Here is a 24,317-nt window from a genome sequence, read left to right as displayed (position 1 = left end):
AGCCGCCATTTTGCCGCATCCGGCCCGCGCAGGCCGTGGCGTGGAGCCTACTCGGCCTCGGGCCCGGCATTGACCCACTGGCGCAGACGCTCGAGCGGCTCGCGGTCGATGGTCAGGAAGCGCAGGCCGGCGAAGGCCTGCCCGGGCGTATTGGCCTGGGCGGACCACAGCAGGTGTGCGCCCACGTCGATCGGCACGTCCTGGCCACGTTCATCGCGCAGGTGGAAGCGCAGCTGGTACAGCGCATCGTCCACCACCGGTTCGGTGGCGACCAGCAGCATGCCCGACTCGGAGAGGTTGCCCAGGCGGCCGATGACCTGTTCGGTCATCAGGTCGAACACGGGAACGGACTTGGGCACGCTGCGTCGGCGGGCACGGCGGAACTCGCGCATCATGCGGCGTCTCCTGCGGCTTCGGTCTCGCCACGGCGGCCAGTGAGGCTGCGCAGCGCGCTGAGGGTGGCGTTCCATGCACGGTCGATCAGGCGGCCGCGGTCTTCGGTGACCACTTGCGCCTGACCCTTGGCCATCAGGTGCGCGAGCGTGTCCAGCGAGTGCTCGCCCACGCGCTGGCCACGCTGGTTGACGAACAGCGCATTGCCGGTGACAGGGCTGAACCACGACAGGCGCTGCCGCTGCAGGTCGCCCTGCTGGTTGCGGGTGAACTCGAACCAGGTGCCGAACGGCAGCGTGCGCAGGTAGTCGTAGCACTCCTGTTCCTGCGGCGTGCGCGGCTGCGCCGGCTTCTTCTTGATCTCGCCCTGGCCACCCAGCCGTGCACGTGCCTTGAGGCGCGCGGTCAGCTCGGTGCGCGACGTGGTTTCATCCTCCTCGGCACTCGACAGGCGGCGCGCGATCGCGGCCGCTTCGTCTTCGTGGTAGCCCACCTGCACCAGCGATTTCTCGATCTTGTCGGCCAGCGCGGGGCTCGGTTCCTGCGAGGTGGTGGTGGCGGCGACGATCTCCAGCGTGGTCTGCAGCTGGTCGGTCCACTCGGTGGACGATTCGCCGTTGCGCAGCTGCGTGAGCGTGAGTACGTCGGCCCAGGCCTGGCTGAGCAGGGCCTGCACGAACTTCTGTGGCTTGGCCTCGGCCATCGCGGATTCGATGGTCTCCGCAGCGCGCTGCTTGGCGACTTCCAGCCGGTCCTTGCCGCGTGCGGCCTCGATCTGCCGGCGCTCGGCCAGTTCGGCCTTGCGCGCGGCGGCCTGCAGGTGCTGCTGGACATCGCGGTTGGCGTCCTCGAAGACGGCTTCGTCGCCTTCGTAGGTCTCGACCACCGCCTCGACCGCGCGATGCAGTTTCTGCACCAGCTGCGGATCCACGTCCTCGTCGCCCAGCCAGGTGGCGCCGGATTCGGCCACCGTGTTGAGCAGGTCGCGCGCCGGGTGCTGCGCGCGCAGGAAGAAGTTGCGGTCGCGCAAGGCGGCCTGCACGACCGGGACCTGCAGCCGCACCAGCATGTCGGCGGCGGGTGCGTCGTGCTGCACCTCGCGCTCGATTTCGTTGTAGAGCAGGTCCAGCAGTTCGAAGGTGTCCGAATCCGCGCTGGCCAGGGTGGCGTTGGGGCCATGCTTGGCACGCACTTCGGCCAGCATGGCCTGCTGCAGGTCGGCCACGGTGCGGCGCGGCTGGTCGGGCGCGCGCGGTGGAAGCGGTGCCGTCTGCAGGGCCTGCAACGTCCTCAACACATCGGGCGTGGGCAGCAGCCGATGGGTCGGTGCGGCCGGTGCGGTCGCGCCGGTGGCATCGCCCGTCGGGGCGCTGCCCTGGCCGCCGCCCTGGTCACTGCCTTCTCCGGTGCCAGTGCCCCCTCCCTGGCCACCCTGTCCTTCGTGGCCACCCAGGCCGCCGAGGCCACCAGCGCTTCCGTATCCGCCGGAAGCGGCGAGGGCATGGGCATCGGCTTGCAGACCGCCGCGCCGGATGGCGAGCAGCTTCTGCAGCACTTCGAACGAACCTGCGGTGTTGTCGGCCGCCGGTGTTTCCGCTACGGCCGGTGTCGCGGCGGCGCTCGACGGTGCCGGCGGCGATGACCCGCCGTGGCCCGGTTCGGGTGCCCTGCCGTCGGTCATGGCGCCGGCGACAGCCTGCAGCTGGTCCGGCGTCAGCGTGGCCCAGTGCGAAGCACCGGCCTGGCCCTGCCAGGCGGTCATCGGGCGTGGTTCAGCACTGCCCTCGTCGAGCGGGTGCCGCCGTATCGCCTCCTGCACGCGGCCCCGGCGCGGCATGTAGACCAGCCCCGGCAGGATGCCCTCGCGCGACAGGAACTGGTTCACCGTGCTGGCCCACTCGCTGTAGTTCAGCATCACCTTGTGGTCGAAGGTGCGGTAGAGCACCAGCTGCGCATCCAGCGACAGCTCCAGGCACGCCGCAGCGTCCTTCAGCACGTGGCAGAGGCGGTTCGGCCCGAGCGGCAGGGTGTCCGCGTCGTAGGCGGGCGCGCGGGCAAGGACGCCAAAGCGCTGGCCCAGCATCAGGATCTGCGCGTTGCCGCGCTGCTCATGCCGCCGCGCGACTTCGCGCAGCACGATCTCCTGGTCCATCACCGCATCTTCCACCAGCGTCAGTGTCTGGTAGTCAAGGCGGGGCGCCGTCGACGCATTCGCTTCGGCGCGCGGCGCGCGGAGGCCCGCCAGTTCGCCTTCCAGGCCGAACATGTAATGCGGGACCAGTTCGGTGCGGTGCTTCTGCAGGGCGCGCAGGTCGACGAAGATCTGTGTCTGCAAGTGGTTGCTGCGGGCATGCTCCGCCTGCTTGAACAGCTGCTGCTCGAACTCCACCAGCATGGCATTCAACGCGGTGATGAAGTCCGGCGAGATATGGTCGAACAGGTTCTGCAGCACGCGGCGCACGCGCGGCGGCAGCGCGGCCGATGCGATGGTGGTCGGCGCGGCGGCAGGCGAAGGCGATCGTGGCGCGGTCATCGGTGCAGTGAGCTCCCCTGTAGCCCCATCATTATCACACCCTGCGTTGCCTGCGCATCCATCCGTCGCCACGCGGAGAGGACGTGGGCTTCAGGCGTCGAGGAACAGTTCGATCACGTCGTTGGTGAACCGGCGGCCCAGGGCCGTGGGCCGCACGTGGGTGTCGGACAGGTCGAGCCAGCCATGCCGCCTGGCCTGTTCCAGCGCCGCCTCGATCGTTGCCACGGGCAGTCCGGTGGTGGCGGTGAAATCCGCCAGCGCAAAGCCTTCCTGCAGCCGCAGTGCATTGAGCATGAACTCGAACGGGCGGCGCTCCGACGTGATGTCGTCATCGCCGCCGATGGCCTGCGGCGTGCCAGCGGTCGCCAGGTAGCTCGTGGGGTGTTTCACCTTCCAGCGACGCAGGATCTGCGCGGTGGCGCCCACGGTGATCTTGCCGTGCGCGCCGGCGCCGATGCCGATGTAATCGCCGTAACGCCAGTAGTTCATGTTGTGCGCGCAGCGACGGCCGGGCTGCGCATAGGCGCTGACTTCGTAGTGGCCATAGCCGGCAGCGGCAAGCAGTGCCTGGCAGTGTTCCTGCATGTCCCAGGCGTGGTCGTCGTCGGGCATGCCCTGGGGCGGCCGCGAGAAGAACACCGTGTTCGGCTCCAGCGTCAGCTGGTAGTGGGAGATGTGCGCGGGTCGCAGCGCGAAGGCGCGTTGCAGGTCATGTTCGGCCATGGCCAGGGTCTGGCCGGGCAGGGCGTACATCAGGTCGAGGTTGATGTTGTCGAAGCCGGCATCCTGCGCCAGCTTCACGGCCTGCTCGGCCTCGCGGCTGTCGTGGATGCGGCCGAGCTTCTCCAGGCTCCCGTCGTCGAAGCTCTGGATGCCGAAGCTGATGCGGTTCACGCCGGCCACGCGGTAGCTCTCGAAACGGCCATGCTCGGCGGTGCCCGGATTGGTCTCCAGCGTCACTTCCAGCCCCGGTGCGAAGCGCAACCGGCTGCTGGCGGCCTGCAGGAAGCGGTCGATGGCCTCCGGCGGGAACAGGCTGGGCGTGCCGCCGCCGAAAAAGACGCTGTGCACCGTGCGCCCCCAGACCAGCGGCAGGTCGTGGTCCAGGTCGCGCAGCAAGGCGTCGACATAGGCATCGAACGGCAGCGCGCCCTTGCCCTGGTGCGAGTTGAAATCGCAGTAAGGGCATTTGCGCACGCACCACGGCATGTGGACGTACAGCGACAGGGGAGGCGGGATCAGCATGGGTCTATTGTAGGAGCGGGCTTCATGCCCCGCATGGGGTAGATGCCCGAGACGCTTCGTGCGTGGCCGCAGGGCAATACATCGCGCCCATTTGCCCCGATGGGGCATGAATACCCCGATGGGGCATGAAGGGCGCCCCTACAGGATCGTCCGCAGCCGCTGCTTCAATCCGGCCAGCGCCTTGCCGCGATGGCTGATGCGGTTCTTCTCGTCCAGCGGCATTTCCGCTGCCGACTGGCCGAACTGGGGGTCGAAGAACACCGGGTCATAGCCATGTCCGCCGGTGCCGCGGCGCTCATGCAGGATGCGGCCCTGCCACTCGCCTTCGACGATCAGCGGTTGCGGATCGTGCGCATGGCGCAGCAGCACCAGGACGCAATAGAAGTGCGCGCCACGTTGTTCGCCAGGCGTGTCCTTCAGGGCGTCCAGCAACTTGTCGATGTTGCGGTCGGCATGGCCGTGCTCGCCGGCGTAGCGTGCCGAATACAGGCCGGGCGCACCGTTCAGCGCGTCCACGCAGATGCCGGAATCATCAGCCAGTGCGGGCAGCCCGGTCTGCAGGCTGGCATGGCGCGCCTTGATCAGGGCGTTTTCGATGAACGTGGCGCCGGTTTCGTCGGCATCCTCCACGCCCAGGTCGGACTGCGCGATGAGTTCGATGCCGGTGTCGGCCAGCAGGCTGCGCAGTTCTTCCAGCTTGCCGTGGTTGGACGAGGCGAGAACGAGCTTCATGTCGGATCAGTCCTTGGGTTGCAGCAGGTCCCAGCGGTTGCCGTAGGCATCGCGGAACACGGCGACGGTGGCGTAACTCTCTTCGCGCGGGATTTCGAGGAACTCGATGCCGGCGGCGACCATGCGTGCGTGGTCGCGCCAGAAGTCATCGGTCTGCAGGAAGAAACCCACGCGCCCACCGGTCTGGTCGCCGATGCGCGCGCGCTGTTCGTCGGTGCTGGCCACGGCCAGCAGCAGGCCGGTTTCGGTGCTGCCCGGCGGGGCGACATGCACCCAGCGCTTGCGGCCCTGATCCGTGTCCTCGCGCAGTTCGAAGCCCAGCGCGCCACAGTAGTGCGCGATGGCGCGGTCGTAGTCGTCGACCAGCAGGGTGACCAGGCTGAGGCGTTGTTTCATGTCGGCTTCCGTGGTGGTACCCGGTTGTGGGAGCGACGTCAGTCGCGAAGGTCTACGGTGAAGCCTCGTCGTGACTGACGTCGCTCCCACCGCGGATCTCAGCCCGCCAGCGCCGCCCGCTGCGCGGCGAACAACTCGCCGATGCCCTTCTCGCCCAGGGCGAGCAGCGCATCCAGTTCATCGCGGCGGAACGCGTGGCCTTCGGCCGTGCCCTGCAGCTCGATGAAGCCGCCGCCGTCGTTCATCACCAGGTTCATATCGGTGTCGCAGTCGCTGTCCTCGGCATAGTCCAGATCCAGCACCGGCACGCCGCGGTAGATGCCCACCGACACCGCAGCCACCGCGCCATGGATCGGGTCGCGCTTGATCTCGTTGCGCGCCTTCAGCCAGTTCACCGCGTCCACCAGCGCCACGTAGGCACCGGTGATGGCGGCGGTGCGGGTGCCGCCGTCGGCCTGCAGCACGTCGCAGTCCAGGGTGATGGTGCGTTCGCCCAGGGCGCCACGGTCCACGCAGGCGCGCAGGGTGCGGCCGATCAGGCGCTGGATCTCCAGCGTGCGCCCGCCCTGCTTGCCGCGCGAGGCTTCGCGGTCGCTGCGGGTATGGGTGGAGCGCGGCAGCATGCCGTATTCGGCGGTCACCCAGCCTTCGCCCTTGCCGCGCAGGAAGCCCGGCACCTTGTTCTCCACGGTCGCGGTGCACAGCACGCGCGTGTGGCCGAAGCTGACCAGCACCGAGCCTTCGGCATGGCGGGTGTAGTTGCGCAGGATGCCGACGTCACGCATCTGGTCGGGAAGGCGGGCGCTGGGGCGGGAGAAGGACATGGGGGCATCCGCGATGAGGGGGGCGAAGTCTAGCAGTCCAAGCCGTTTGGCCCGGTTGGTCCCGCCGGCCCCGGTCCGCGCCACGCGTACTGCTAAGATGCGCCGCTCACTGGTCCGATGGGCACCTGCATGATCCGCAGCATGACGGCGTTCGCCACCGCCGAGCGCGCCACCGATGGCGGCTCGCTTGCCGCCGAACTGCGCGCGGTCAACCACCGCTTCCTGGAACTGGGTGTCCGCCTGCCGGATGAACTGCGCGTGCTCGAACCGGCGCTGCGCGAACGGGTGGCCTCGCGCGTCTCGCGCGGCAAGCTGGACCTGACGTTGCGCCTGCGGGCACCTGAAGGCGAGGGTGCGCTGCAGATCAATCCCCGCGTCATCGCACACCTGTCGGAGCTGGCGCTGGAACTGTCTTCGCGCCTGCCCAACCTGCGTACCGAGCTGACCGACCTGCTGCAGTTCCCTGGCGTGCTGCAGAGCAAGGGCGTGGACATGGACGCGCTTCAGGCCGAGGCCCTGGCCTTGCTTGACGCGGTGCTGGACCAGTTCGTCGCGGCGCGCGAACGCGAGGGCGGCAAGCTGGTGGCGGCGATCCTGGAGCGCGTGGACGGCATTGCCGCGCTGGCGGCCGAAGTACGGACCCTGATTCCGCAGATCCGCGCGGGCCAGCGTCAGAAGCTGGAAGTGCGACTCGCCGATGTGGCGCAGAACATGGAGCAGGGACGGCTGGAGCAGGAACTGGTGCTGTGGCTGCAGAAGCTCGACGTGGACGAGGAGCTCGACCGCCTCGACAGCCACGTCAAGGAAATCCGCCGCGTGTTCACCCAGAAGGAGCCGCAGGGCCGGCGGCTGGACTTCCTGCTGCAGGAATTCAACCGCGAAGCGAACACCCTCGGCTCCAAGTCCGTCGACATCCGTACCACCAACATCGCGGTGGAACTGAAGGTGCTGATCGACCAGATCCGCGAGCAGGCGCAGAACATCGAATGAAGCGCGGAACCCTTTACATCGTCGCGGCGCCGTCGGGCGCGGGCAAGAGCAGCATCGTCAACGCCGTGCTGGCGCGGGACGCGGACATCGCGCTGTCGATCTCGTTCACCTCGCGCGGCGCGCGTCCGGGCGAGCGCCATGCGCAGCATTACCACTTCATCAGCGCCGACGAGTTCAAGGCGATGATCCGCGCCGGCGACTTCTTCGAGTACGCCGAGGTGCATGGTGACTGGAAGGGCACGGCGCGCCAGTCGGTGGAGCCTCAGCTCGACGCCGGCAAGGACGTGCTGCTTGAAATCGACTGGCAGGGCGCCCGCCAGGTGCGCGAGAAGGTGCCGGACGCGGTCAGCGTGTTCATCCTGCCGCCGTCGCGCGATGCGCTGGAGCAGCGCATGCGTGCACGGGGCCAGGACAGCGAGGAAGTCATCCAGCGCCGGCTGGCCGCCGCCCGCGAGGAGATGTCGCACTACGCGGAGTTCGACTACGTGATCGTCAATGATGTGTTCGAGACCGCCGTCGAGCAGATGCACGCGATCTTCACCGCCAGCCGCCTGCGCCGGGAGGCCCAGGATGTCCGGCACGCCGGCCTGATTGCCACCCTTCTGGCCGAATAGTGGTCCAGCTGCAGGAGGGGCGTCAGCCCCGACCGCAAGGCAATGGTGTTCGCTGGCCGCTGGTCGGGGGTTGAAGCCTCCACCCGTAAGGGATTGGCTTCTAACTAACTGATTTTCAAGGAAAGGCTTGCATTGCCTGGGCCGCCCACCTACAATCGCCGCCCCTTTCCCCATTCACTGGGCGGCCAACAGGCTGCCGGGAGCCCGCATGGCCCGCATCACCGTTGAAGATTGCCTGGAAGTCGTCGATAACCGTTTCGACCTGGTCACGATGGCTGCCAAGCGCGCCCGCCAGCTGGCGAACGGCGTGGAGCCGACCATCGACAACAGCGAACACCAGGACAAGCCCACCGTACTGGCGCTGCGTGAAATCGCCGCCCGCAGGATCGACAACGACCTGATCGACCGCGTCGAGAAGGCCGAGCGCGAGCGCGCCGAGCGCGAGGCGCTGGAATGGGCCGCCGCCGAAGTGGTCGCCGACGACGACCTGTCCAAGGGCGACGACTGAGATCGATCCCGCCTCGGGTTTCCACCGAAACCCGCGATGACCGGAAAGCCCGCGCAAGCGGGCTTTCTGCGTTTCAGGCAGGCGCGCGCGCGTTGCCGTTGCGACGTGACTGGCATAGGCTGGCGGCATGAGTTCAGGTCGCATCGCCAAGGCAGTCCGCACCCCCGCTTCGCCGCACGACGAAACGGTGCCGGAGTACGTCGCGCAGTTCGAGAAGACCGCGCGCTACCTGCCGAAGGACCAGCTGCCGTTGCTGCGGCGCGCCTGGGAGGTCGGTGCCGCCGCGCATGTCGGCCAGACCCGCAAGTCGGGCGAGCCCTATATCACCCATCCGGTGGCGGTGGCCGGTGTGCTGGCCGAACTCGGCATGGACGCGGAAACGCTGATCGCGGCCATCCTGCATGACACCATCGAGGACACGCCGCTGACCGGTGCGGAGATCGCGGCCGAGTTCGGCGAGTCGGTGGCCGAACTGGTGGAAGGCGTCACCAAGCTGGACAAGCTGAAGTTCCGCGACCGGCAGGAGGCGGCGGCGGAGAGCTTCCGCAAGATGCTGCTGGCCATGTCGCGCGACCTGCGCGTGATCATGATCAAGCTGGCCGACCGCCTGCACAACATGCGGACCCTCGGCGCGCAGAGTGCCGAGGCGCGTGGCCGCATCGCGCGCGAGACCCTGGAGATCTACGCGCCCATTGCCCAGCGGCTGGGCATGAACCTGGTCAAGTCCGAACTGCAGGACCTGGGATTCCGCGCGCTGCATCCCTGGCGGCACGCCGTGATCGAGAAGCACATCCGCAGCCAGCCGGTGATGCGTCGCGAATCGATGGCGCAGATCGAGGCGCACCTGTCGCAGCGGCTGGCGAAGGAAGGACTCGAGCATCGCCTGGTCAGCCGGGTCAAGACGCCCTGGAGCATCTACAACAAGATGCAGGGCGAAGGAAAAAGCTTCGACCAGGTGATGGACGTGTTCGGGTTCCGCGTCGTGGTCGATTCCGTGCCGTCGTGCTACCACGCGCTCGGCGCCGTGCATGCGCAGTACAAACCGTTGGATGGTCGCTTCCGCGACTTCATCGCCATCCCCAAGGCCAACGGATACCAGTCGCTGCACACGGTGCTGTTCGGACCCTACGGCTCGCCGATCGAAGTGCAGATCCGCACCGCCGAGATGGACCTGATCGCCGAACGCGGCATTGCGGCGCACTGGACCTACAAGTTCGGTACCGATACGCCGAACAGCGCGCAGAACCGCGCGCACGCATGGATCGTGGAGCTGATCGACAACCAGCACGCGGCGGGCTCGTCGCTGGAATTCCTGGAGAACGTCAAGGTCGACCTGTTCCCGGACGAGGTCTACCTGTTCACGCCGAAGGGGAAGATCCTGTCGCTGCCGCGCAATTCCACCGCGCTGGATTTCGCCTATGCCGTGCACACGGACGTGGGCAACCAGGCCGTGGCCTCGCGCGTGGACAAGAAACTGGTGCCGCTGCGCACCAAGCTCGCCAGCGGGCAGAGCGTGGAGATCATCACCGCCAAGTCGGCCGCGCCCAAGCCGCAGTGGCTGGAGTTCGTCGTCACCAGCAAGGCACGTACCGCGATCCGGCACCAGCTCAAGCAACTGGAGCACGAGGATGCCGTGCAGCTCGGCCACCGCATGCTGGACCGCGCGCTGGAGGACCTCGACAGTTCGCTCGAGCGCCTGCCGCAGCAGCGCCTGGAAGCCTTCCTGGCCGAGCACAAGTATCCGCGCCTGGAAGCCTTCCTGGCGGACGTGGCGCTGGGCAACTGGATGCCGGCGCAGGCGGCGCAGGCGCTGACCGCGTTCGCCGAGCTGCGTGCCGGCGGCCACTCCAAGCACTCGCAGGAAAAGATACTGATCACCGGTGGCGAGCGCGGCGTGGTCAGCTTCGCGCAATGCTGCCAACCCATCCCGGGCGACGAGATCATGGGTTACCACACGGCCGGCAAGGGCATCGTGGTGCACCGGCTGGATTGCCCCAATGTCACCGAGTTCCGCAAGTCGCCGGAACGCTGGGTGCCGATCGCCTGGGATGCGCGCGTCACCGGCGACTACGACGCCGCCCTGCTGATCGACGTGGAGAATCGTCCCGGCGTGCTGGCGCAGGTCGCCGCGGCGGTCGCCAAGAGCCAGTCGAACATCGAGCGCGTGGAATATCTGGAGCGCGACATCAACGTCGCCGTGCTGCGCTTCTCGATCCAGGTCCGCGACCGCAACCACCTGGCGGAAGTGATGCGGCGGCTGCGGCGCCTCAACGTCGTGCACGGCGTGCGCCGGCAGTGAAGTAGGGCGGGCCCAGGCCCGCCGTCGTGGCGCCCATGTTCGCAATGGCGGCGATCTGCTTGGGTTGCCTGTTTCCATCAATGCGAAGGTGATCGGGTCGCGCGCGATGGCGGGCCTGGGCCCGCCCTACGTAGAATCGGCTATCCACTGAGGAGTCGCCCATGACCAAGCAGATCATCCACACCGATCACGCCCCCGCTGCCATCGGTCCGTATTCGCAGGCCGTGCGCGCAGGCAATACCGTGTACTTCTCCGGGCAGATTCCGCTGGATCCGGCCACCGGCAACCTGGTGGAAGGCGACATCGGCGCGCAGGCCCGCCGTGCTTTCGACAACCTCAAGGCGGTCGCCGAAGCGGCGGGCGGCTCGCTGGACCGCATCGTGCGCCTGGGTCTGTATCTGACCGACCTGTCGCAGTTCGCGGCGGTCAATGCGGTGATGCAGGAATATTTCGCCGCGCCTTACCCCGCACGTTCGACGATTGAAGTGTCCGGCCTGCCGAAGGGTGCGGCTTTTGAAGTCGATGCGGTGATGGTGCTGGAGTGACCGCGGTGTCCGCGCAGCGCTGAATTTTCTCTGCGCTGCACGGACATCCTGTATCCCGTCGGCAGAGGGACAGCGGAGCAATCTGCGCTCTACGCGGGGCGCCGTCGCGTGTCGCTGGGTGTGTGCCCGGTCCAGCGTTTGAACGCGCGGCGGAACTCCCGCACATCGTTGAATCCTATCTGGCTACCGACGGTGGCAATGGTGGTTTCTTCGTCGTGCAGAAGTTCCAGCGCACGCTCCGTGCGGACGCGGTCGTGCACCGCGCTGAAGCTGGTGCCTTCCTCGGCGAGCTGGCGGCGCAGCGTGCGTTCGCTGAGGTGCAGCGCGGTGGCCACGTCGGTCATCTGCGGATTCTCGCGCAGGCGCGGACGCAACTGCCGCTCCACCGCCGCCGTGGTCTCGCCACGCAACGACATCGCCGTCAGCTGTGCCTGGCACAACGCGAGCGCCTGCCGTGACGTCACCGGGTTGTAGCTGGCGAACGGCAGTTCCAGCCAACGACGGTCCACCACCATGGCGTGCCGCGGCTGGTTGAAGCGGACCTCGCAGCCGAACAGGTCGTCGTAGCGGGCAGCGTAGCGCGGTGCGGGATAGCCGAGTTCCAGCCGCAACGGACGGAAGTCCGGGCCGGCCAGTTCGCGCGCCAGCATCAGCGTGCTGGCGAACATTTCCTCGCACAGGAACGGCAGCAGGTCGGTGGCCTCTTCCGGTGCCGTGGCGATCACGGCCAACGCGCCTTCATCGCGGTCTTCCAGTTCCAGGTCCATCAGCGGCCCCAGGTTGCGCTGGTACTCGAGGCCGATCTGCACCGCATCGCCGAACGTGGGCGCGGTCTTCATCGCCAGCCCGAGCAGGCCGAAGTTGCCGCCGTTCTGCTTGCCGCCCATGGCCAGGCCGACGCCATCGATGGGCAAGGTGGGCAGGGCGCGGCGGATGATCTCGCTGGCCTGGCGGTAGGACACGCGGGCCTGCGGGTCGTGGATTTCCTGCACGTTCAAGCGCATGCCGGCGAACCAGCTCTCGGCATTCACGCCGAATTCGCCGGCCAGCAGCACCAGCCCGCACAGCATGTTGGTGGGCAGATTGGCGATCGACAGGGGATTGCCCAGTCCGGTTTTCCAGCGCATCGAAGCCCCTCCAGCTTGTCCGCTTTGCCCCCCTTAGTATGCCGCTCCCGCCCTCCGTGTCATACGTGCCCGCACACCAGACTGGCCTGCACTACGCAGGCGTATGGGAGGGGAGACTCATGCAACGCAGCATTTCCTTGGCGATAGCCGGCGCGCTGGCGCTGCTGGCAGTGGGCTGCCAGCCCGGGACATCCGGGACCGACACCGTCGCGGCCGCCGATACAGGCTTCGCCGCCACCCTGCAGGAGCGCCTGCTGGATGCCAAGCGGGGTGATGTCATCGAAATCCCGGCCGGCCGCCACAGCTTCGACCGCAGCCTGAGCCTGCGCGCCGATGGCGTGACGATACGGGGCGCCGGCATGGACAAGAGCGTGCTGAGCTTCAAGGGGCAGAAGGCGGGCGCGGAAGGCCTGCTGGTGAACGGCAACGACTTCACCATCGAGAACCTCACCATCGAGGATTCCAAGGGCGACGGCCTGAAGATCAGCGAGTCCGCGAACATCACCATCCGGGGCGTGAAAGTGCAGTGGACCGGTGGGCCGAGCACCAAGAACGGTGCCTACGGCATCTACCCGGTGCTGACGAAGAACGTGCTGATCGAGGACACGGTGTCCATCGGTGCGTCCGATGCAGGGATCTACGTGGGCCAGTCCGACGGGGTGATCGTGCGCCGCAGCCGCGCCGAACAGAACGTCGCCGGCATCGAGGTCGAGAACACGATCAACGCGGACGTCTACGAAAACGTCGCCACCGGCAACACCGGCGGCATCCTGGTGTTCAACATGCCGGGCCTGTCCCAGCAGGGCGGCAACATCCGCGTGTACAACAACAAAGTCATCGCCAACAACCACGAGAACTTCGGCGCCAAGGGCACACCGGTCGCCAGCGTGCCGGCGGGCTCGGGCATCGTCATCAACTCCAACGACGACATCGAAGTCTTCGCCAACGAGATCCGCGACAACGCAACGGCCAACATCATCGTGTCCAGCGTGTATTCCACCGGGTACAAGGACAGCAGCGCCTCGCCCAACTTCGATCCTTATCCCGAGCGCATCTTCATCCATGGCAACACGCTCTCCGGCGGCGGGGATTCGCCCGACGGCTTCGACCTCAAGGCGCTGAAGGTGGCGGTCTACGGCCTGCGCGGCAGCTTTCCCGACGTGCTCTGGGATGGGTACTTCAACCAGGATCGCGTGGTGGATGGCAGGAAAATCGGTCCGCAGATCTGCCTGCGCGATGTCAGCGGCGTGGTCAATGCCGACGGGCCCGGTGGCTACAAGAGTCCCGGCAAGGACATGAAGGCGCACGATTGCGAACTGCCGCGATTGCCCGCAGTCGACCTGAAGCGCGGTTGAGGAAGACGCATGCGGCATCGGTGCACGGCGTTCCTCCTGCTGCTGGCAGCGTGCCTGGTACTGGTCGCCTGCCAGCCCGCATCCCGTGTGCATTTCATTGCCGAAGGACAGCCGGCGTCCCTGGCGGAGTGGGGTGTGTTGCGGGTCGAAGACGGCTGGTTGCGCCTCAATGATGGCGTGGTGCCCTACGACCTCAATACGCCGTTGTTCAGCGACTACGCGCACAAGCTGCGCACCGTCTGGATGCCGGTGGGCATGACGGCCACCTATCAGCCGGAACGGAGTTTCGACTTCCCGGTGGGCACCATCCTCAGCAAGACGTTTTACTACCCGTTGCCCGCCGGCAGGGCGTGGGATGGGAAATCGGTGGCGCGCACGCCGCCGTCATCGTCTTCGCTCGAAGGCGAAGCGCTGGACCTGTCGAAGGTCCGCCTGGTTGAAACCCGCCTGCTGGTGCACCGTGCGGAAGGTTGGGTCGCGCTTCCCTACGTGTGGAACGATGCCCAGACCGAGGCCACGCTGAAGCGCACCGGTGAGCTGGTCACGTTCGACCTGGTCGATGCACAGGGTGGCCGCGAAGTCGCGAACTACCAGGTGCCCGACCAGAACCAGTGCGGCGGCTGCCACATCACCGACAACAAGTCGCGCAAGCTGCTGCCGATCGGGCCGAAGGCCCGCCACCTCAACCGCGACTTCGACTACGCGGGTGGTCGCGACAACCAGTTGGCCCACCTCGCGCGGATCGGCTATCTGGCCGGCGTACCCGCGCAGCCGCCGCGGCTGGCGGATGCGTCCGATGCGCGTGCTTCGCTCGACGCGCGTGCACGCGCCTATCTCGACATCAACTGCGGGCATTGCCACAGCGCCACCGGTCCGGCCATCACCTCCGGCCTGTGGCTGGATGCGGGCACGCAGGACCGTTTGAAGCTGGGTTTCTGCAAGCAGCCCATCGCCGCGGGCAAGGGCACCGGCAACCGGATGCACGACATCGTGCCAGGCAGCGCGGAGGAGTCCATCTTCGATTTCCGCATGGACAGCAACGATCCCGCGATCATGATGCCCGAGCTGGGCCGGTCGGTCGTCCACCGCGAGGGCGTCGAACTGATCCGCGCGTGGATCAATGCGCAGCCGGGAAGCTGCGATGCAGCGAATGAAACAGACATTCAACCGCCGCCGGCCGTCTGAAGCCGGTATCCGCACAACGCTTCTCGGGAGGGAGTGATGAAAGTGATGCAACGGAATCTGGTCGTGGGTCTGCGTCGCGCACTGTTCGGCGGCTGTGTGGTGCTGGGCACGGGCGGCACGGCCTGGGCGCAGGCCACGCCCGAGGGCGAGCAGCAGGCGACCGACCTGGACACCATCACCGTGACCGCGCAGAGCCGTTCGCAGGAGCTCCAGGACGTGCCGATCGCATTGCAGGTAGTGGATCAGCAACTGCTCGACGACGTGGCGGCGGAGAACCTCGGTGACATCGATGCGTTCGTGCCTGGCCTGGTGGTGGATGCCGTGCAGCCCACGCAACCTTCGTTCCGCCTGCGTGGCGTGGAGACCAGCGACTTCGGCATCGGGACCGATCCGGCGGTCGGCATATTCGTGGATGGCGTGTACGGCGGTCGCGGCGGCGGCGTGCTGCTGCCGTTCCTCGATGTCGAGCGCATCGAGGTATTGAAAGGCCCGCAAGGCACGCTGTTCGGGCGGAACACGGCAGCGGGTGCGATTTCGCTGGTGACGCGCCGGCCACAGGACGAAACCGAGGCGCGCCTGCGGTTGCGGTTGGGGAACTACGGCAAGCAGTACGCCGATGCGATGTGGAACATCCCCACCAGCGAGACATCCGCGCTGCGCGTGAACGCCTTGTTCAACCACAGCGACGGCTGGTTCCAGGACGGCGCCACCGGCAAGGACCTCGGGGGAGAGAACGTGTGGGCGGCGCGCGCAGCCTGGCAGGTCCGCATGGGCGAGAACACCACCGCCCTGGTCAGCTGGGACCACGAGAGCCTGGACCAGAACGGCCGTGTGACCACCGGGATCGTGCCGTTGCCGGCCTACCCGCAGCGCCCCCCGGTGCCCGTGGATCCGGACGACTACTTCGACCCGCGCGAGGTGCCGACCTACAGCGATGCGGAGAACGCCGAATGGCGCACGTTCGACGGCGTCACCCTGATCGTCGATCACGCGTTCACCTGGGGCAACCTGACGTCGACCTCGTCGTGGCGGCAGTACGATTCGCTGAACCAGACCGAGGAGGACGGCACCAACCGGGCCGACCTGTACATCGATTCGGTCAACACCGAAAGCAACGAGACGTTCTACCAGGAGTTCAAGTTCGCCGGCAGCAACGCGCGCCTGGACTGGGTGGCCGGTGCCAGCTTCTTCAAGGAGGATGCCGACCAGACCAGCGAGGTCAACACGAATACCGAGGCGGTGGACAACATCGTGCGCAACCTCGGTATCGCACCGACGCCGGATGGCAGCCTGTTCGGGTTCACTTCGTTCCTGGCCCAGACCGTGGGCATCCCCGTCTCGCTGGTGGGCGATCGCTGGAACGAGCGTTTCACCAATACGTTGTCGACCACCGCGTACGCCGCCTTCGGTGACGTGATCTGGCGCGCGTCCGACAAGCTCAACCTGACCTTCGGCCTGCGCTACACGCGCGACGAGAAGGATTTCACCTGGCTCAACACGCCGCGCAATGCACCCGAGCTGGAGGGCAAGCTGGATATGCTGGAATCGCTCGGGTTCTTCGCTGCGCTGGAGCAGATGGGAATTCCGATCACGCGTGAACTGCTGACCTTCGACATGGCGTTCATCGATCCGCCGGCCATGGTGAACAAGGGCGTGCTGGTGCGCGACAAGCGCAGCTGGAGCGATTTCAGCCCGCGCTTCGTCGTGGATTACCACGTCAACGACAGGACGATGGTGTTCGGTTCGCTGGCCAAGGGCTACAAGGCCGGTGGCTTCAATGCACTGCAGATCGGCCCCGCGTTCGAGAACGAGGATGTATGGAACCTGGAGGCCGGCATCAAGCAGTCCTTCGGCCGCTTTTCGTACAACGCATCGCTGTTCCATTATCGCTACGACAACCGGCAGTCGATCCGGCTGATCGATCCTGACCCGAACAATCCGGTCGACATCCCGCGCTTCGTGTTCGATACCGGCGACCTCGAAGCGACCGGCATCGATTTCGACATGCGCTGGAAAGTGACGGATGCATTCACGCTGGATGCGCAGGCAGAATGGATCGATTCCAAGTACAAGGATTACGTGACGCCGGAAGGCATCGACCTGGACGGCGAGCCCACGGGTGAGCCGCGGTTCACCGCGTCGATCGGCGCGGCGTATCGCGTGGACCTGGCCGGGCACGGCGATCTGCGCTTCTCCGCACGCCATGCCTACCGCGGACGCAGCCGTTGCAATGCCGGCTCCGACCTGCAGGGCGACTGTGGCGTCAATGCGCTGCTCGATATCGGCGAAGCGCGTGACCGCACGGACATGCGTGTCGGCTGGACAGCGCCAAGCGGACATTGGAGCTGGGCGATCTATGGCAACAACGTGTTCGACAACCAGTACGTGAAGGGCCTGAACACCTACGGGCGCGGACCGCTGGGCGTGGTGGGCGCCACCATCAGCGAGCCGCGCACCTACGGCATGGAAGTCGTCGTGAAGTTCTGAGCCGCGCGGAGACGCGCTGGACGTGGGCCCCGGCATCGTGAGGTGCCGGGGTTTTTGTTTCGGGCCGTTCCCGGCATCCTTGCGCCATGCCCGCACGTCGTGAAGCCCCCCCCATCGATCTTTCCGCAGAACCCCTGAGCCGCCTGCCGGGCGTGGGGCCGCGCGTGGCGGAGAAGCTGGCCGCGCGCGGACTGTCGACGATGCAGGACCTCTGGCTGCACCTGCCGCTGCGCTACGAGGATCGCACCGCACTCACCCCGATCAGGCAACTGCAGCCCGGGGTGCCCGCGCAGGTCGAAGGTCGGGTCGAGGCCGTGGAGCGCGGCTTCCGCTACCGGCCCGTGCTGCGCGTGGCCGTAGGCGACGAATCGCATGGCACGCTGGTGTTGCGTTTCTTTCATTTCCGCGCGGCGCAGGTGGCGCAGTTCGCCGTGGGTGCGCGCATCCGCTGCTACGGCACGCCCAAGCCGGGCCAGAACGGGCTGGAGATCGTGCATCCCAGTTACCGTGTGCTGGGCGATGACGACGAGATGGCATTGGGGGATGCCCTCGACCCGGTCTACCCGGCGGTCGAGGGCATGGGACCGGCCACGCTGCGCAAGCTGATCGGGCAGGCGCTGGAGCGGCTGCCGGCCGCCGATGCGCTGGAACTCCTGCCCGCACCGCTGCTGGCAGGCCTGGGCCTGCCCTCGCTGCGCGACGCGTTGTTGACGATGCATCGTCCGCCGCGCAACGCCGACGTCGCAGCGCTCGCACTGGGCACGCATCCTGCGCAGCGCCGGCTGGCCATCGAGGAGTTGCTGGCCCATCACCTGAGCCTGCGCCGCCAGCGTCTGGCATTGCAGCAGCGCCACGCGCCCGCGCTGGCGGGGAAGGGCGCGCTGGCGAAAGCGCTGGTCAAGGCGTTGCCGTTCAAGCTGACGGGCGCGCAGCAGCGCGTGTTCGCGCAGATCCGCGAGGATGTCCGCAAGCCGTCGCCGATGTTGCGGCTGGTGCAGGGCGATGTGGGCAGCGGCAAGACCGTGGTGGCCGCGCTGGCGGGCATGCTCGCGGTGGAAGCGGGCAAGCAGGTGGCGCTGGCGGCGCCCACCGAGTTGCTGGCGGAGCAGCACCTCGCCAACCTGCGCGCGTGGCTCGAACCCTTGGGCGTGCGCGTGGCGTGGCTGGCCGGCAAGGTCACCGGCAAGGCGCGTGCGAACGTGCTGGCGCAGGTGGCGTCCGGTGAAGCGCAGGTGGTGGTGGGCACGCATGCGCTGATGCAGGAGGCGGTGACCTTCCACGACCTTGGCCTGGCCATCGTGGATGAGCAGCATCGTTTCGGCGTGCACCAGCGCCTGGCGCTGCGCGACAAGGGGGCGGGCGAGCACCATGTGCCGCACCAGCTGGTGATGACGGCCACGCCGATCCCCCGCACGCTGGCGATGGCGGCGTACGCGGATCTGGATGTATCGGCCATCGACGAACTGCCGCCGGGGCGCACACCCGTGCAGACCGTTGCGCTGAGCGCGGAGCGGCGGCCGGAACTGGTGGAACGCATCCGCACCGCCTGCGCCGAAGGACGCCAGGCGTACTGGGTGTGCACGCTGATCGACGACAGCGACGAAGTCGTCGCGCAGGCGGCACAGACCACGTTCGAGACACTGTCGGCCTCGCTGCCCGCGGCGCGTATCGCGCTGGTGCACGGGCGCATGAAGGCAGCGGACAAGCAGGATACGATGCGGCGCTTCAAGCAGGGCGAAGTGGACCTGCTGGTCGCGACGACGGTGATCGAAGTCGGCGTCGATGTGCCCAACGCGTCACTGATGATCATCGAGAACGCGGAGCGCCTGGGGCTGGCCCAACTGCACCAGTTGCGCGGTCGCGTCGGCCGCGGCGCGGCGGCGTCCACGTGCGTGCTGATGTACCAGCCGCCCCTGTCGATGATGGCCAAGCACCGGCTCGCGACGATGCGGCAGACAAACGACGGGTTCGTCATCGCGGAGAAGGATCTGGAACTGCGTGGCCCCGGCGAATTGCTCGGCACGCGGCAGACAGGACTGGCGGCCTTCCGCGTAGCGGATCTGGCGCGTGATGCAGCCCTGCTTCCACAGGTACATGCGCTGGCTGAGCGGCTGCTCGCCGACGACCCCGGGGCGGCGGATCGCGTGATCCAGCGCTGGGTCGGCGGCGCGGCGCGGTATGCGTCCGCGTAGCCCGCTTCTCGCAGGAGGGGCTTCAGCCCCGAGGCTCTTCGGTCAGCCAACTGAAGCCAGATCGAAAGGCATCGGGGCTGAAGCCCCTCCTACAAGACGCGCATGCTTCCATGGCGTCGCCTGCGGTGCGAGACTCGGCGGCCGAGAAGACGAAGAGAAGAAGATGACGGACAGGATTCCCTTGCTGATCGACACCGATCCCGGCGTCGACGATGCGCTAGCCTTGTTGATGGCGTTCAACGATGCGCACCACGACATCGTCGGCCTGACCATCGCGGCCGGCAACGTGGGCTTGCAGCACACCGTGCGCAATGCGCTGAAGCTGTGTGAAGTGGCCGGTCGCGAAGACATTCCCGTATTCGCCGGCGCGCCTGCGCCGCTGCTGCATCCATCGCCGGATGCGGGCTACGTGCATGGGCAGGATGGCTTCGGTGATGTCGGCTTCCCGCCGGCTGCGCGCCATGCGGAAGCCGAACACGCGGCGCTGGCGATCCTGCGCCTGTCGCACGAACACGCGGGCCGGCTGGTGCTGGTCGCACTGGGGCCGCTGACCAACATCGCGCTGGCGCTCAAGCTGGACCCCACGCTGCCCCGGCGGATCGCACGCTTCGTGGTAATGGGGGGTGCGGTGACCTGCCACGGGAACATCACGCCGGCGGCCGAGTTCAATTTCTTCTTCGATCCGGAAGCGGCGCACTTGGTACTCGAGGCGTTCGAGCGCTACGACCTGGCCGACTGGGAGGCCACCATCGCCCACGGTCTCCATCATGAGCGGGTGGCGGGCTGGCTGGAGGCGGATTCCGACCGCGCCCGCTTCTACGACCGCATTTCCGAGAAGACCCGCCTGTGGTCCGCCGACCGACGTGGCGACCACTGGTATGCGGCTGATGCCCTGGCCATGGCCTTCGTGCTGGCACCGGAGGGGGCGCTCGAACTGGCCGAACGGCCGCTGGCCATCGAACTGGCGGGTGTCCATGCCCGCGGGGCGTCCATCGTGGACTGGCGCCGGGAAGGCGGACGGCCCGACAAGGCCAATATCCTGCTGCGCTACGACCAGCAGCGGTTCGAGGCGTTGATCCAGGCGGCCCTGGCGGCGGTCTGAAGCGCGGGTTGCGCCGGACCGGGAGGGCGGTCTACAATGCCGCTCTTCCATTCCCGCGACACGGTGTGCCCGCCATGAAGGCCGACATCCATCCCAATTACCGCGAAGTCGTCTTCCACGACGTGACCTCCGATTTCAAGTTCCTGACCCGCTCCACGCTGGGCAGCAAGGAAACGACGAAGTGGGAAGACGGCAACGACTATCCGCTGATCAAGGTCGAAATCTCCTCGGCTTCGCACCCGTTCTACACGGGCAAGCACAAGGTCATCGACACCAGCGGCCGCATCGACAAGTTCCAGAAGCGCTACGCGCGCTGATCGAACCGTCGTTCGCCTGATCCGCCTGCGGCCGCGCCTAGTGCGCGGCCGTTCGCGTTTGCGCGTCCCCGATGATGCGCGGCGCCGGAACGCACGGTTGCGCCAGCGGCCTCATTCTTTGGTCTGACTTTGGTGCTGTATCGAGCGACGGCTCCAAACCCGCTGTGCGATAATTCGGGTCATCCAAGGTTCACTCCCTGGACTCCCGTCCCGCGCCGCCCGGCTTCCGGCCGGCGTTACCCCACGAAGGAGCGCACACTGTGTCCGAACTTGACCAGGTCACGCTGAATGCCGGCGACAAATCCGTCGTCCTGCCAGTCCTGAAACCCACGCTTGGCAACGACTGCGTCGACATTTCCAAGCTGACCAAGGAAACGGGTCTTTTCACCTACGACTCCGGTTTCACCGCTACCGCCAGTTGCAAGTCGGCCATCACCTACATCGATGGCGACAACGGCGTGCTGCTGTACCGCGGCTACCCCATCGAGCAACTGGCGCAGCATTCCAGCTTCCTGGAAGTGTCGTACCTGCTGATGAACGGCGAACTGCCGACCAAGGAAGAGTTCGCCAGCTTCGAGCACGAAGTCACGCATCACACGATGATGCATGAGTCGCTGAAGAACTTCCTGCACGGCTTCCACTACGACGCGCACCCGATGGCCATGCTGGCCGGCACGGTCGCCTCGCTGTCGGCGTTCTACCACGACACGCTGGACCTGGAAGATCCCGAGCAGCGCCGCCTGGCCGCCATCCGCCTGCTGGCGAAGATGCCGACCCTGGCCGCCGCTGCCTACCGCTACTCGATCGGCTGGCCGATCCGTTATCCGCGCAACAACCTCGAGTACGTCGACCGCTTCCTGCACATGATGTTCGAAGTGCCGAGCGAGCCGCTGGAACTCAATCCCGTGGTCGCCAAGGCGCTGGACCTGCTGTTCATCCTGCACGCCGATCACGAGCAGAATGCATCGACCTCGACGGTACGCCTGGTGGGTTCGACCGGTGCGAATCCGTACGCCTCGGTTGCCGCCGGCATCACCGCCCTGTGGGGCCCCGCGCATGGCGGCGCCAACGAGGCCGTGTTGAAGATGCTGGAGGAAATCGGCGATGCGAAGAACGTCGCTTCCGCCGTCGCCAAGGCCAAGGACAAGGAATCGGGTTTCCGCCTGATGGGCTTCGGCCACCGCGTCTACAAGAACTTCGATCCGCGCGCCAAGATCATCCGCGAGATGACCCACAAGGTGCTCGGCGAGCTGGGCGTCGACGATCCGCTGCTGGAAGTGGCGATGAGGCTGGAAGAAGCGGCGCTGAAGGACGAGTACTTCATCCAGCGCAAGCTGTATCCCAATGTCGATTTCTACAGCGGCATCATCTACAAGGCGCTGAAGATCCCGACCGAGATGTTCACCGTCATGTTCGCCATCGGCCGCACCGCCGGTTGGGTGTCGCACTGGCTGGAACAGCAGGTCGATCCGGAAGCCAAGATCGGCCGTCCGCGCCAGATCTACACCGGCTACGCACCGCGCGACTACGTGTCGGCCGACAAGCGCTGAGTGCTCCTGCCGTGCCACGAGAAAGGCCCTGCGAGGGGCCTTTTTCTTTGTGCGTAAGGCGCGGCACTGGGGTCAGCGCACTGGCACGTCCGGCAGGTCCAGCAGCGCCTCCTTGCCGCCGCGCAGGCGCGGGGCGGTCGCGGCGACGATGTCGTGCGGAAAGCCTGGCGGGATGGCGCTGGCTTCCTCCAGGCGCGCGCGCTGCGGTGCGCTCAAGGTGACCGCGGTTGCGGCCAGGTTGTCCGCCAGCTGTTCCGGCGTGCGGGGACCGATGATGGGCAACACGCCACGCCCCAGCACCCATGCGATGGCGATCTGGCCGGGCGGAAGGCCGGTTTCCTCAGCGACGGCAAGCACCGCATCGACCGTCGCCGTCTTGCGGGCGTCGCTCTCGCCGTGGATCACCACGCCCAGGCCCTGCGCGCGTCCGGTTTCACCCTTACGGTACTTGCCTGTCAGCAACCCGCCACCAAGCGGCGACCAGCCCACGGTGCCCAGGCCGAAAGCGCGCGCCATCGGGAGCAGTTCGCGCTCCACGGTCCGTTCGACCAGGCTGTATTCCAGCTGCACGGCGGAGATGGGCGCCCAGCCGCGCAACTCGGCCAGGGTGGCGGCGGTCGCCACCCGCCAGGCGGGGAAGTCGGAGAGTCCCGCGTAGACGATCTTGCCGGCACGCACCAGCGCATCCAGTCCGCGCGCGATTTCCTCGACGGGCGTGTGGCCATCCGGCATGTGGACCCACAGCAGGTCGATACGGTCGGTCTTCAGGCGGCGCAGGCTGCCCTCGACCGACTGGATCATCGTCTTGCGGCTGTTGCCGGTCTCCTGCAGTCCGGCGTCGGCGCGCGCCCCCAGCGAGAACTTGGTGGCCAGCACGAGCGCATCACGGTCGCCGGCAATGAACTCGCCAACCATCTCCTCGGACTGGCCGAACTGGTACTGGTCCGCGGTATCGATGAAGTTGCCCCCGGCATCGCGATAGCGGGCGTAGATCTGCGCCGCGTCCTCACGGTCGCTGCCGTAACCCCATCCTTTGCCGAAGTTGCCGGTGCCCAGCGCGAGTGTTGAAACGCGCAGGCCGGTGTTGCCGAAGACGCGGTAGCGCATGCTTCCCTCTCCCGACGATGCCGCCGCTGCATGGTGCGGGCGTGCGAAGCGGGAAGTGGACGCCGACCGGGCGGCGGCGTCTTGCACGGCGTTGCGCTTTGCCGCGCTCTCAGCGCTGCGGCGCGCCGGATTCGTAGCGGGCGATCTCCTCCTCCGCCAGCAACTGCCGCAACTGCGTGGCGGAGGCCCGCTTCATCGGCCTTTCGTCCACCGAGGACAAGGGCGCCTGGCGCAGCGCGTCGTGCGGCAGCACGGTGAGGTCGAAGCCCAGTTCCTCTGCGCTGAATACCCACACGGGCAGGTCCGCCACGCGCTCGCGGTCGAGGCGCAAGCGGCGTTCGCGCGGTTCGGCCGGGATGCGATGCTCTTCGAGGAAGCGGGTGACCGCATCCGGGTCGTCGCTGTGGACATGCATGTGGACGGGCGTGTTCGCATCGGCCGTGCCTTCCAGCACCGGGCCCACCAGGCGTGGCGAGAATCCCGACAGGAACTCCATCGCGCGCAGCGCAGCTTCGCGCCGCTGCCTCAGGCCCACCGCGTGCGCCTCGCCGACGAACAGGCGCAGGTACTCGCGCAGCGCGTCCTCGATCTCGCGGTTGCGGGGCAACGACGCATCGTCGTGGATGCCGAGCCGGTTGGCCGCCTTGAGCTTGGCCTGGTGGAAGTCGCGGATGCCGCCCTCGGCCATCAGCCGGGCAGCCTCGTGGGCAAGGCGCTGGCGGCGCTCGCGCGTGCGGGTTTCGGCGTGTTGACGGGCGTGGTGCATGGTGAGCCTCCGCGTCGAAACTGACCGCGAATGTACACCATGCGCCCGAC

At 67.2% G+C, this 24,317-nt stretch carries 21 protein-coding genes; 12 read left to right on the top strand and 9 right to left on the bottom strand.

Annotated elements, in window-relative coordinates; translation table 11 throughout:
- Positions 1 to 47 precede the first annotated feature (47 nt).
- The 6 genes from WBN46_RS11410 to rph form a co-directional block, all read right to left on the bottom strand.
- A complete protein-coding gene (locus WBN46_RS11410) occupies positions 48 to 395 on the bottom strand; it encodes a PilZ domain-containing protein (protein ID WP_192202128.1) in 348 nt (115 codons plus the stop codon).
- Positions 392 to 2,926 (bottom strand): DUF1631 family protein, encoded by a 2,535-nt coding sequence (locus WBN46_RS11405; RefSeq protein ID WP_337731603.1) that lies wholly within the window; start codon positions 2,924 to 2,926, stop codon positions 392 to 394. Before WBN46_RS11405 ends, WBN46_RS11410 begins: the two co-directional genes overlap by 4 nt.
- A 90-nt stretch (positions 2,927 to 3,016) precedes the next feature.
- The gene (gene hemW / locus WBN46_RS11400) at positions 3,017 to 4,171 is read right to left on the bottom strand and encodes a radical SAM family heme chaperone HemW (protein WP_337731602.1); all 1,155 of its coding nucleotides are present in this window, start codon (positions 4,169 to 4,171) and stop codon (positions 3,017 to 3,019) included.
- Positions 4,172 to 4,309: 138 nt separating this feature from the next.
- Positions 4,310 to 4,903: an RdgB/HAM1 family non-canonical purine NTP pyrophosphatase gene (gene rdgB, locus WBN46_RS11395; protein WP_337731601.1), complete on the bottom strand. Its 594-nt coding sequence runs from the start codon at positions 4,901 to 4,903 to the stop codon at positions 4,310 to 4,312.
- 6 nt (positions 4,904 to 4,909) lie between these two features.
- Positions 4,910 to 5,299 (bottom strand): VOC family protein, encoded by a 390-nt coding sequence (locus WBN46_RS11390; RefSeq protein WP_337731600.1) that lies wholly within the window; start codon positions 5,297 to 5,299, stop codon positions 4,910 to 4,912.
- A 98-nt stretch (positions 5,300 to 5,397) separates the two neighbouring features.
- Positions 5,398 to 6,123 (bottom strand): ribonuclease PH, encoded by a 726-nt coding sequence (gene rph / locus WBN46_RS11385; protein ID WP_337731599.1) that lies wholly within the window; start codon positions 6,121 to 6,123, stop codon positions 5,398 to 5,400.
- A 129-nt stretch (positions 6,124 to 6,252) separates the two neighbouring features.
- Between rph and WBN46_RS11380 the strand changes: the two genes are divergently transcribed.
- From WBN46_RS11380 to WBN46_RS11360, 5 genes are all read left to right on the top strand, one after another.
- Complete coding sequence (locus WBN46_RS11380) at positions 6,253 to 7,113, top strand: YicC/YloC family endoribonuclease (RefSeq protein ID WP_337731598.1); 861 nt, start codon at positions 6,253 to 6,255, stop codon at positions 7,111 to 7,113.
- Entirely contained in the window at positions 7,110 to 7,727 is a 618-nt protein-coding gene (gmk, locus tag WBN46_RS11375; RefSeq protein ID WP_192202121.1) for a guanylate kinase, read from the top strand. Before WBN46_RS11380 ends, gmk begins: the two co-directional genes overlap by 4 nt.
- Positions 7,728 to 7,935: 208 nt before the next feature.
- A complete protein-coding gene (gene rpoZ / locus WBN46_RS11370; protein WP_142125611.1) occupies positions 7,936 to 8,235 on the top strand; it encodes a DNA-directed RNA polymerase subunit omega in 300 nt (99 codons plus the stop codon).
- 127 nt (positions 8,236 to 8,362) lie between these two features.
- Positions 8,363 to 10,534 carry a bifunctional (p)ppGpp synthetase/guanosine-3',5'-bis(diphosphate) 3'-pyrophosphohydrolase gene (locus WBN46_RS11365; RefSeq protein ID WP_337731597.1) on the top strand — a complete coding sequence of 724 codons (2,172 nt, stop codon included), beginning with the start codon at positions 8,363 to 8,365 and terminating at the stop codon, positions 10,532 to 10,534.
- A gap of 161 nt (positions 10,535 to 10,695) precedes the next feature.
- Entirely contained in the window at positions 10,696 to 11,079 is a 384-nt protein-coding gene (locus WBN46_RS11360; protein WP_337731596.1) for a RidA family protein, read from the top strand.
- An 89-nt stretch (positions 11,080 to 11,168) separates the two neighbouring features.
- Here WBN46_RS11360 and WBN46_RS11355 read toward each other — a convergent pair whose 3' ends face one another.
- Positions 11,169 to 12,206: an AraC family transcriptional regulator gene (locus WBN46_RS11355; protein WP_337731595.1), complete on the bottom strand. Its 1,038-nt coding sequence runs from the start codon at positions 12,204 to 12,206 to the stop codon at positions 11,169 to 11,171.
- Positions 12,207 to 12,325: 119 nt separating this feature from the next.
- Here WBN46_RS11355 and WBN46_RS11350 point away from each other — a divergent pair, with 119 nt between their 5' ends.
- From WBN46_RS11350 to WBN46_RS11320, 7 genes are all read left to right on the top strand, one after another.
- Positions 12,326 to 13,561: a parallel beta-helix domain-containing protein gene (locus tag WBN46_RS11350; protein ID WP_337731594.1), complete on the top strand. Its 1,236-nt coding sequence runs from the start codon at positions 12,326 to 12,328 to the stop codon at positions 13,559 to 13,561.
- A gap of 9 nt (positions 13,562 to 13,570) precedes the next feature.
- Positions 13,571 to 14,746, top strand: a complete 1,176-nt coding sequence (locus WBN46_RS11345) for an SO2930 family diheme c-type cytochrome (protein ID WP_337731593.1) — start codon at positions 13,571 to 13,573, stop codon at positions 14,744 to 14,746.
- Positions 14,747 to 14,782: 36 nt separating this feature from the next.
- Positions 14,783 to 17,233: a TonB-dependent receptor gene (locus WBN46_RS11340; RefSeq protein WP_337731592.1), complete on the top strand. Its 2,451-nt coding sequence runs from the start codon at positions 14,783 to 14,785 to the stop codon at positions 17,231 to 17,233.
- Positions 17,234 to 17,319: 86 nt separating this feature from the next.
- Complete coding sequence (gene recG / locus WBN46_RS11335) at positions 17,320 to 19,425, top strand: ATP-dependent DNA helicase RecG (RefSeq protein ID WP_337731591.1); 2,106 nt, start codon at positions 17,320 to 17,322, stop codon at positions 19,423 to 19,425.
- Between the two features lie 163 nt (positions 19,426 to 19,588).
- Positions 19,589 to 20,527 (top strand): nucleoside hydrolase, encoded by a 939-nt coding sequence (locus WBN46_RS11330; RefSeq protein ID WP_337731590.1) that lies wholly within the window; start codon positions 19,589 to 19,591, stop codon positions 20,525 to 20,527.
- Between the two features lie 74 nt (positions 20,528 to 20,601).
- Entirely contained in the window at positions 20,602 to 20,844 is a 243-nt protein-coding gene (locus WBN46_RS11325; protein WP_055940095.1) for a type B 50S ribosomal protein L31, read from the top strand.
- Between the two features lie 260 nt (positions 20,845 to 21,104).
- Positions 21,105 to 22,394, top strand: coding sequence for a citrate synthase (locus WBN46_RS11320; protein ID WP_337731589.1), 1,290 nt, complete (start codon positions 21,105 to 21,107; stop codon positions 22,392 to 22,394).
- A 72-nt stretch (positions 22,395 to 22,466) separates the two neighbouring features.
- Here the strand turns inward: WBN46_RS11320 and WBN46_RS11315 are convergent, their stop codons facing one another.
- Both WBN46_RS11315 and WBN46_RS11310 read right to left on the bottom strand, forming a co-directional pair.
- On the bottom strand, positions 22,467 to 23,501 hold the full coding sequence (locus tag WBN46_RS11315) for an aldo/keto reductase (RefSeq protein WP_337731588.1): 1,035 nt from the start codon (positions 23,499 to 23,501) through the stop codon (positions 22,467 to 22,469).
- 109 nt (positions 23,502 to 23,610) lie between these two features.
- The gene (locus WBN46_RS11310; protein ID WP_337731587.1) at positions 23,611 to 24,267 is read right to left on the bottom strand and encodes a hypothetical protein; all 657 of its coding nucleotides are present in this window, start codon (positions 24,265 to 24,267) and stop codon (positions 23,611 to 23,613) included.
- Positions 24,268 to 24,317: the final 50 nt, after the last annotated feature.

It is taken from the genome of Pseudoxanthomonas sp. CCNWLW251, assembly GCF_037402255.1.
GTDB lineage: Bacteria > Pseudomonadota > Gammaproteobacteria > Xanthomonadales > Xanthomonadaceae > Pseudoxanthomonas_A.
This window is presented reverse-complemented; position numbering and strand designations above follow the sequence as displayed.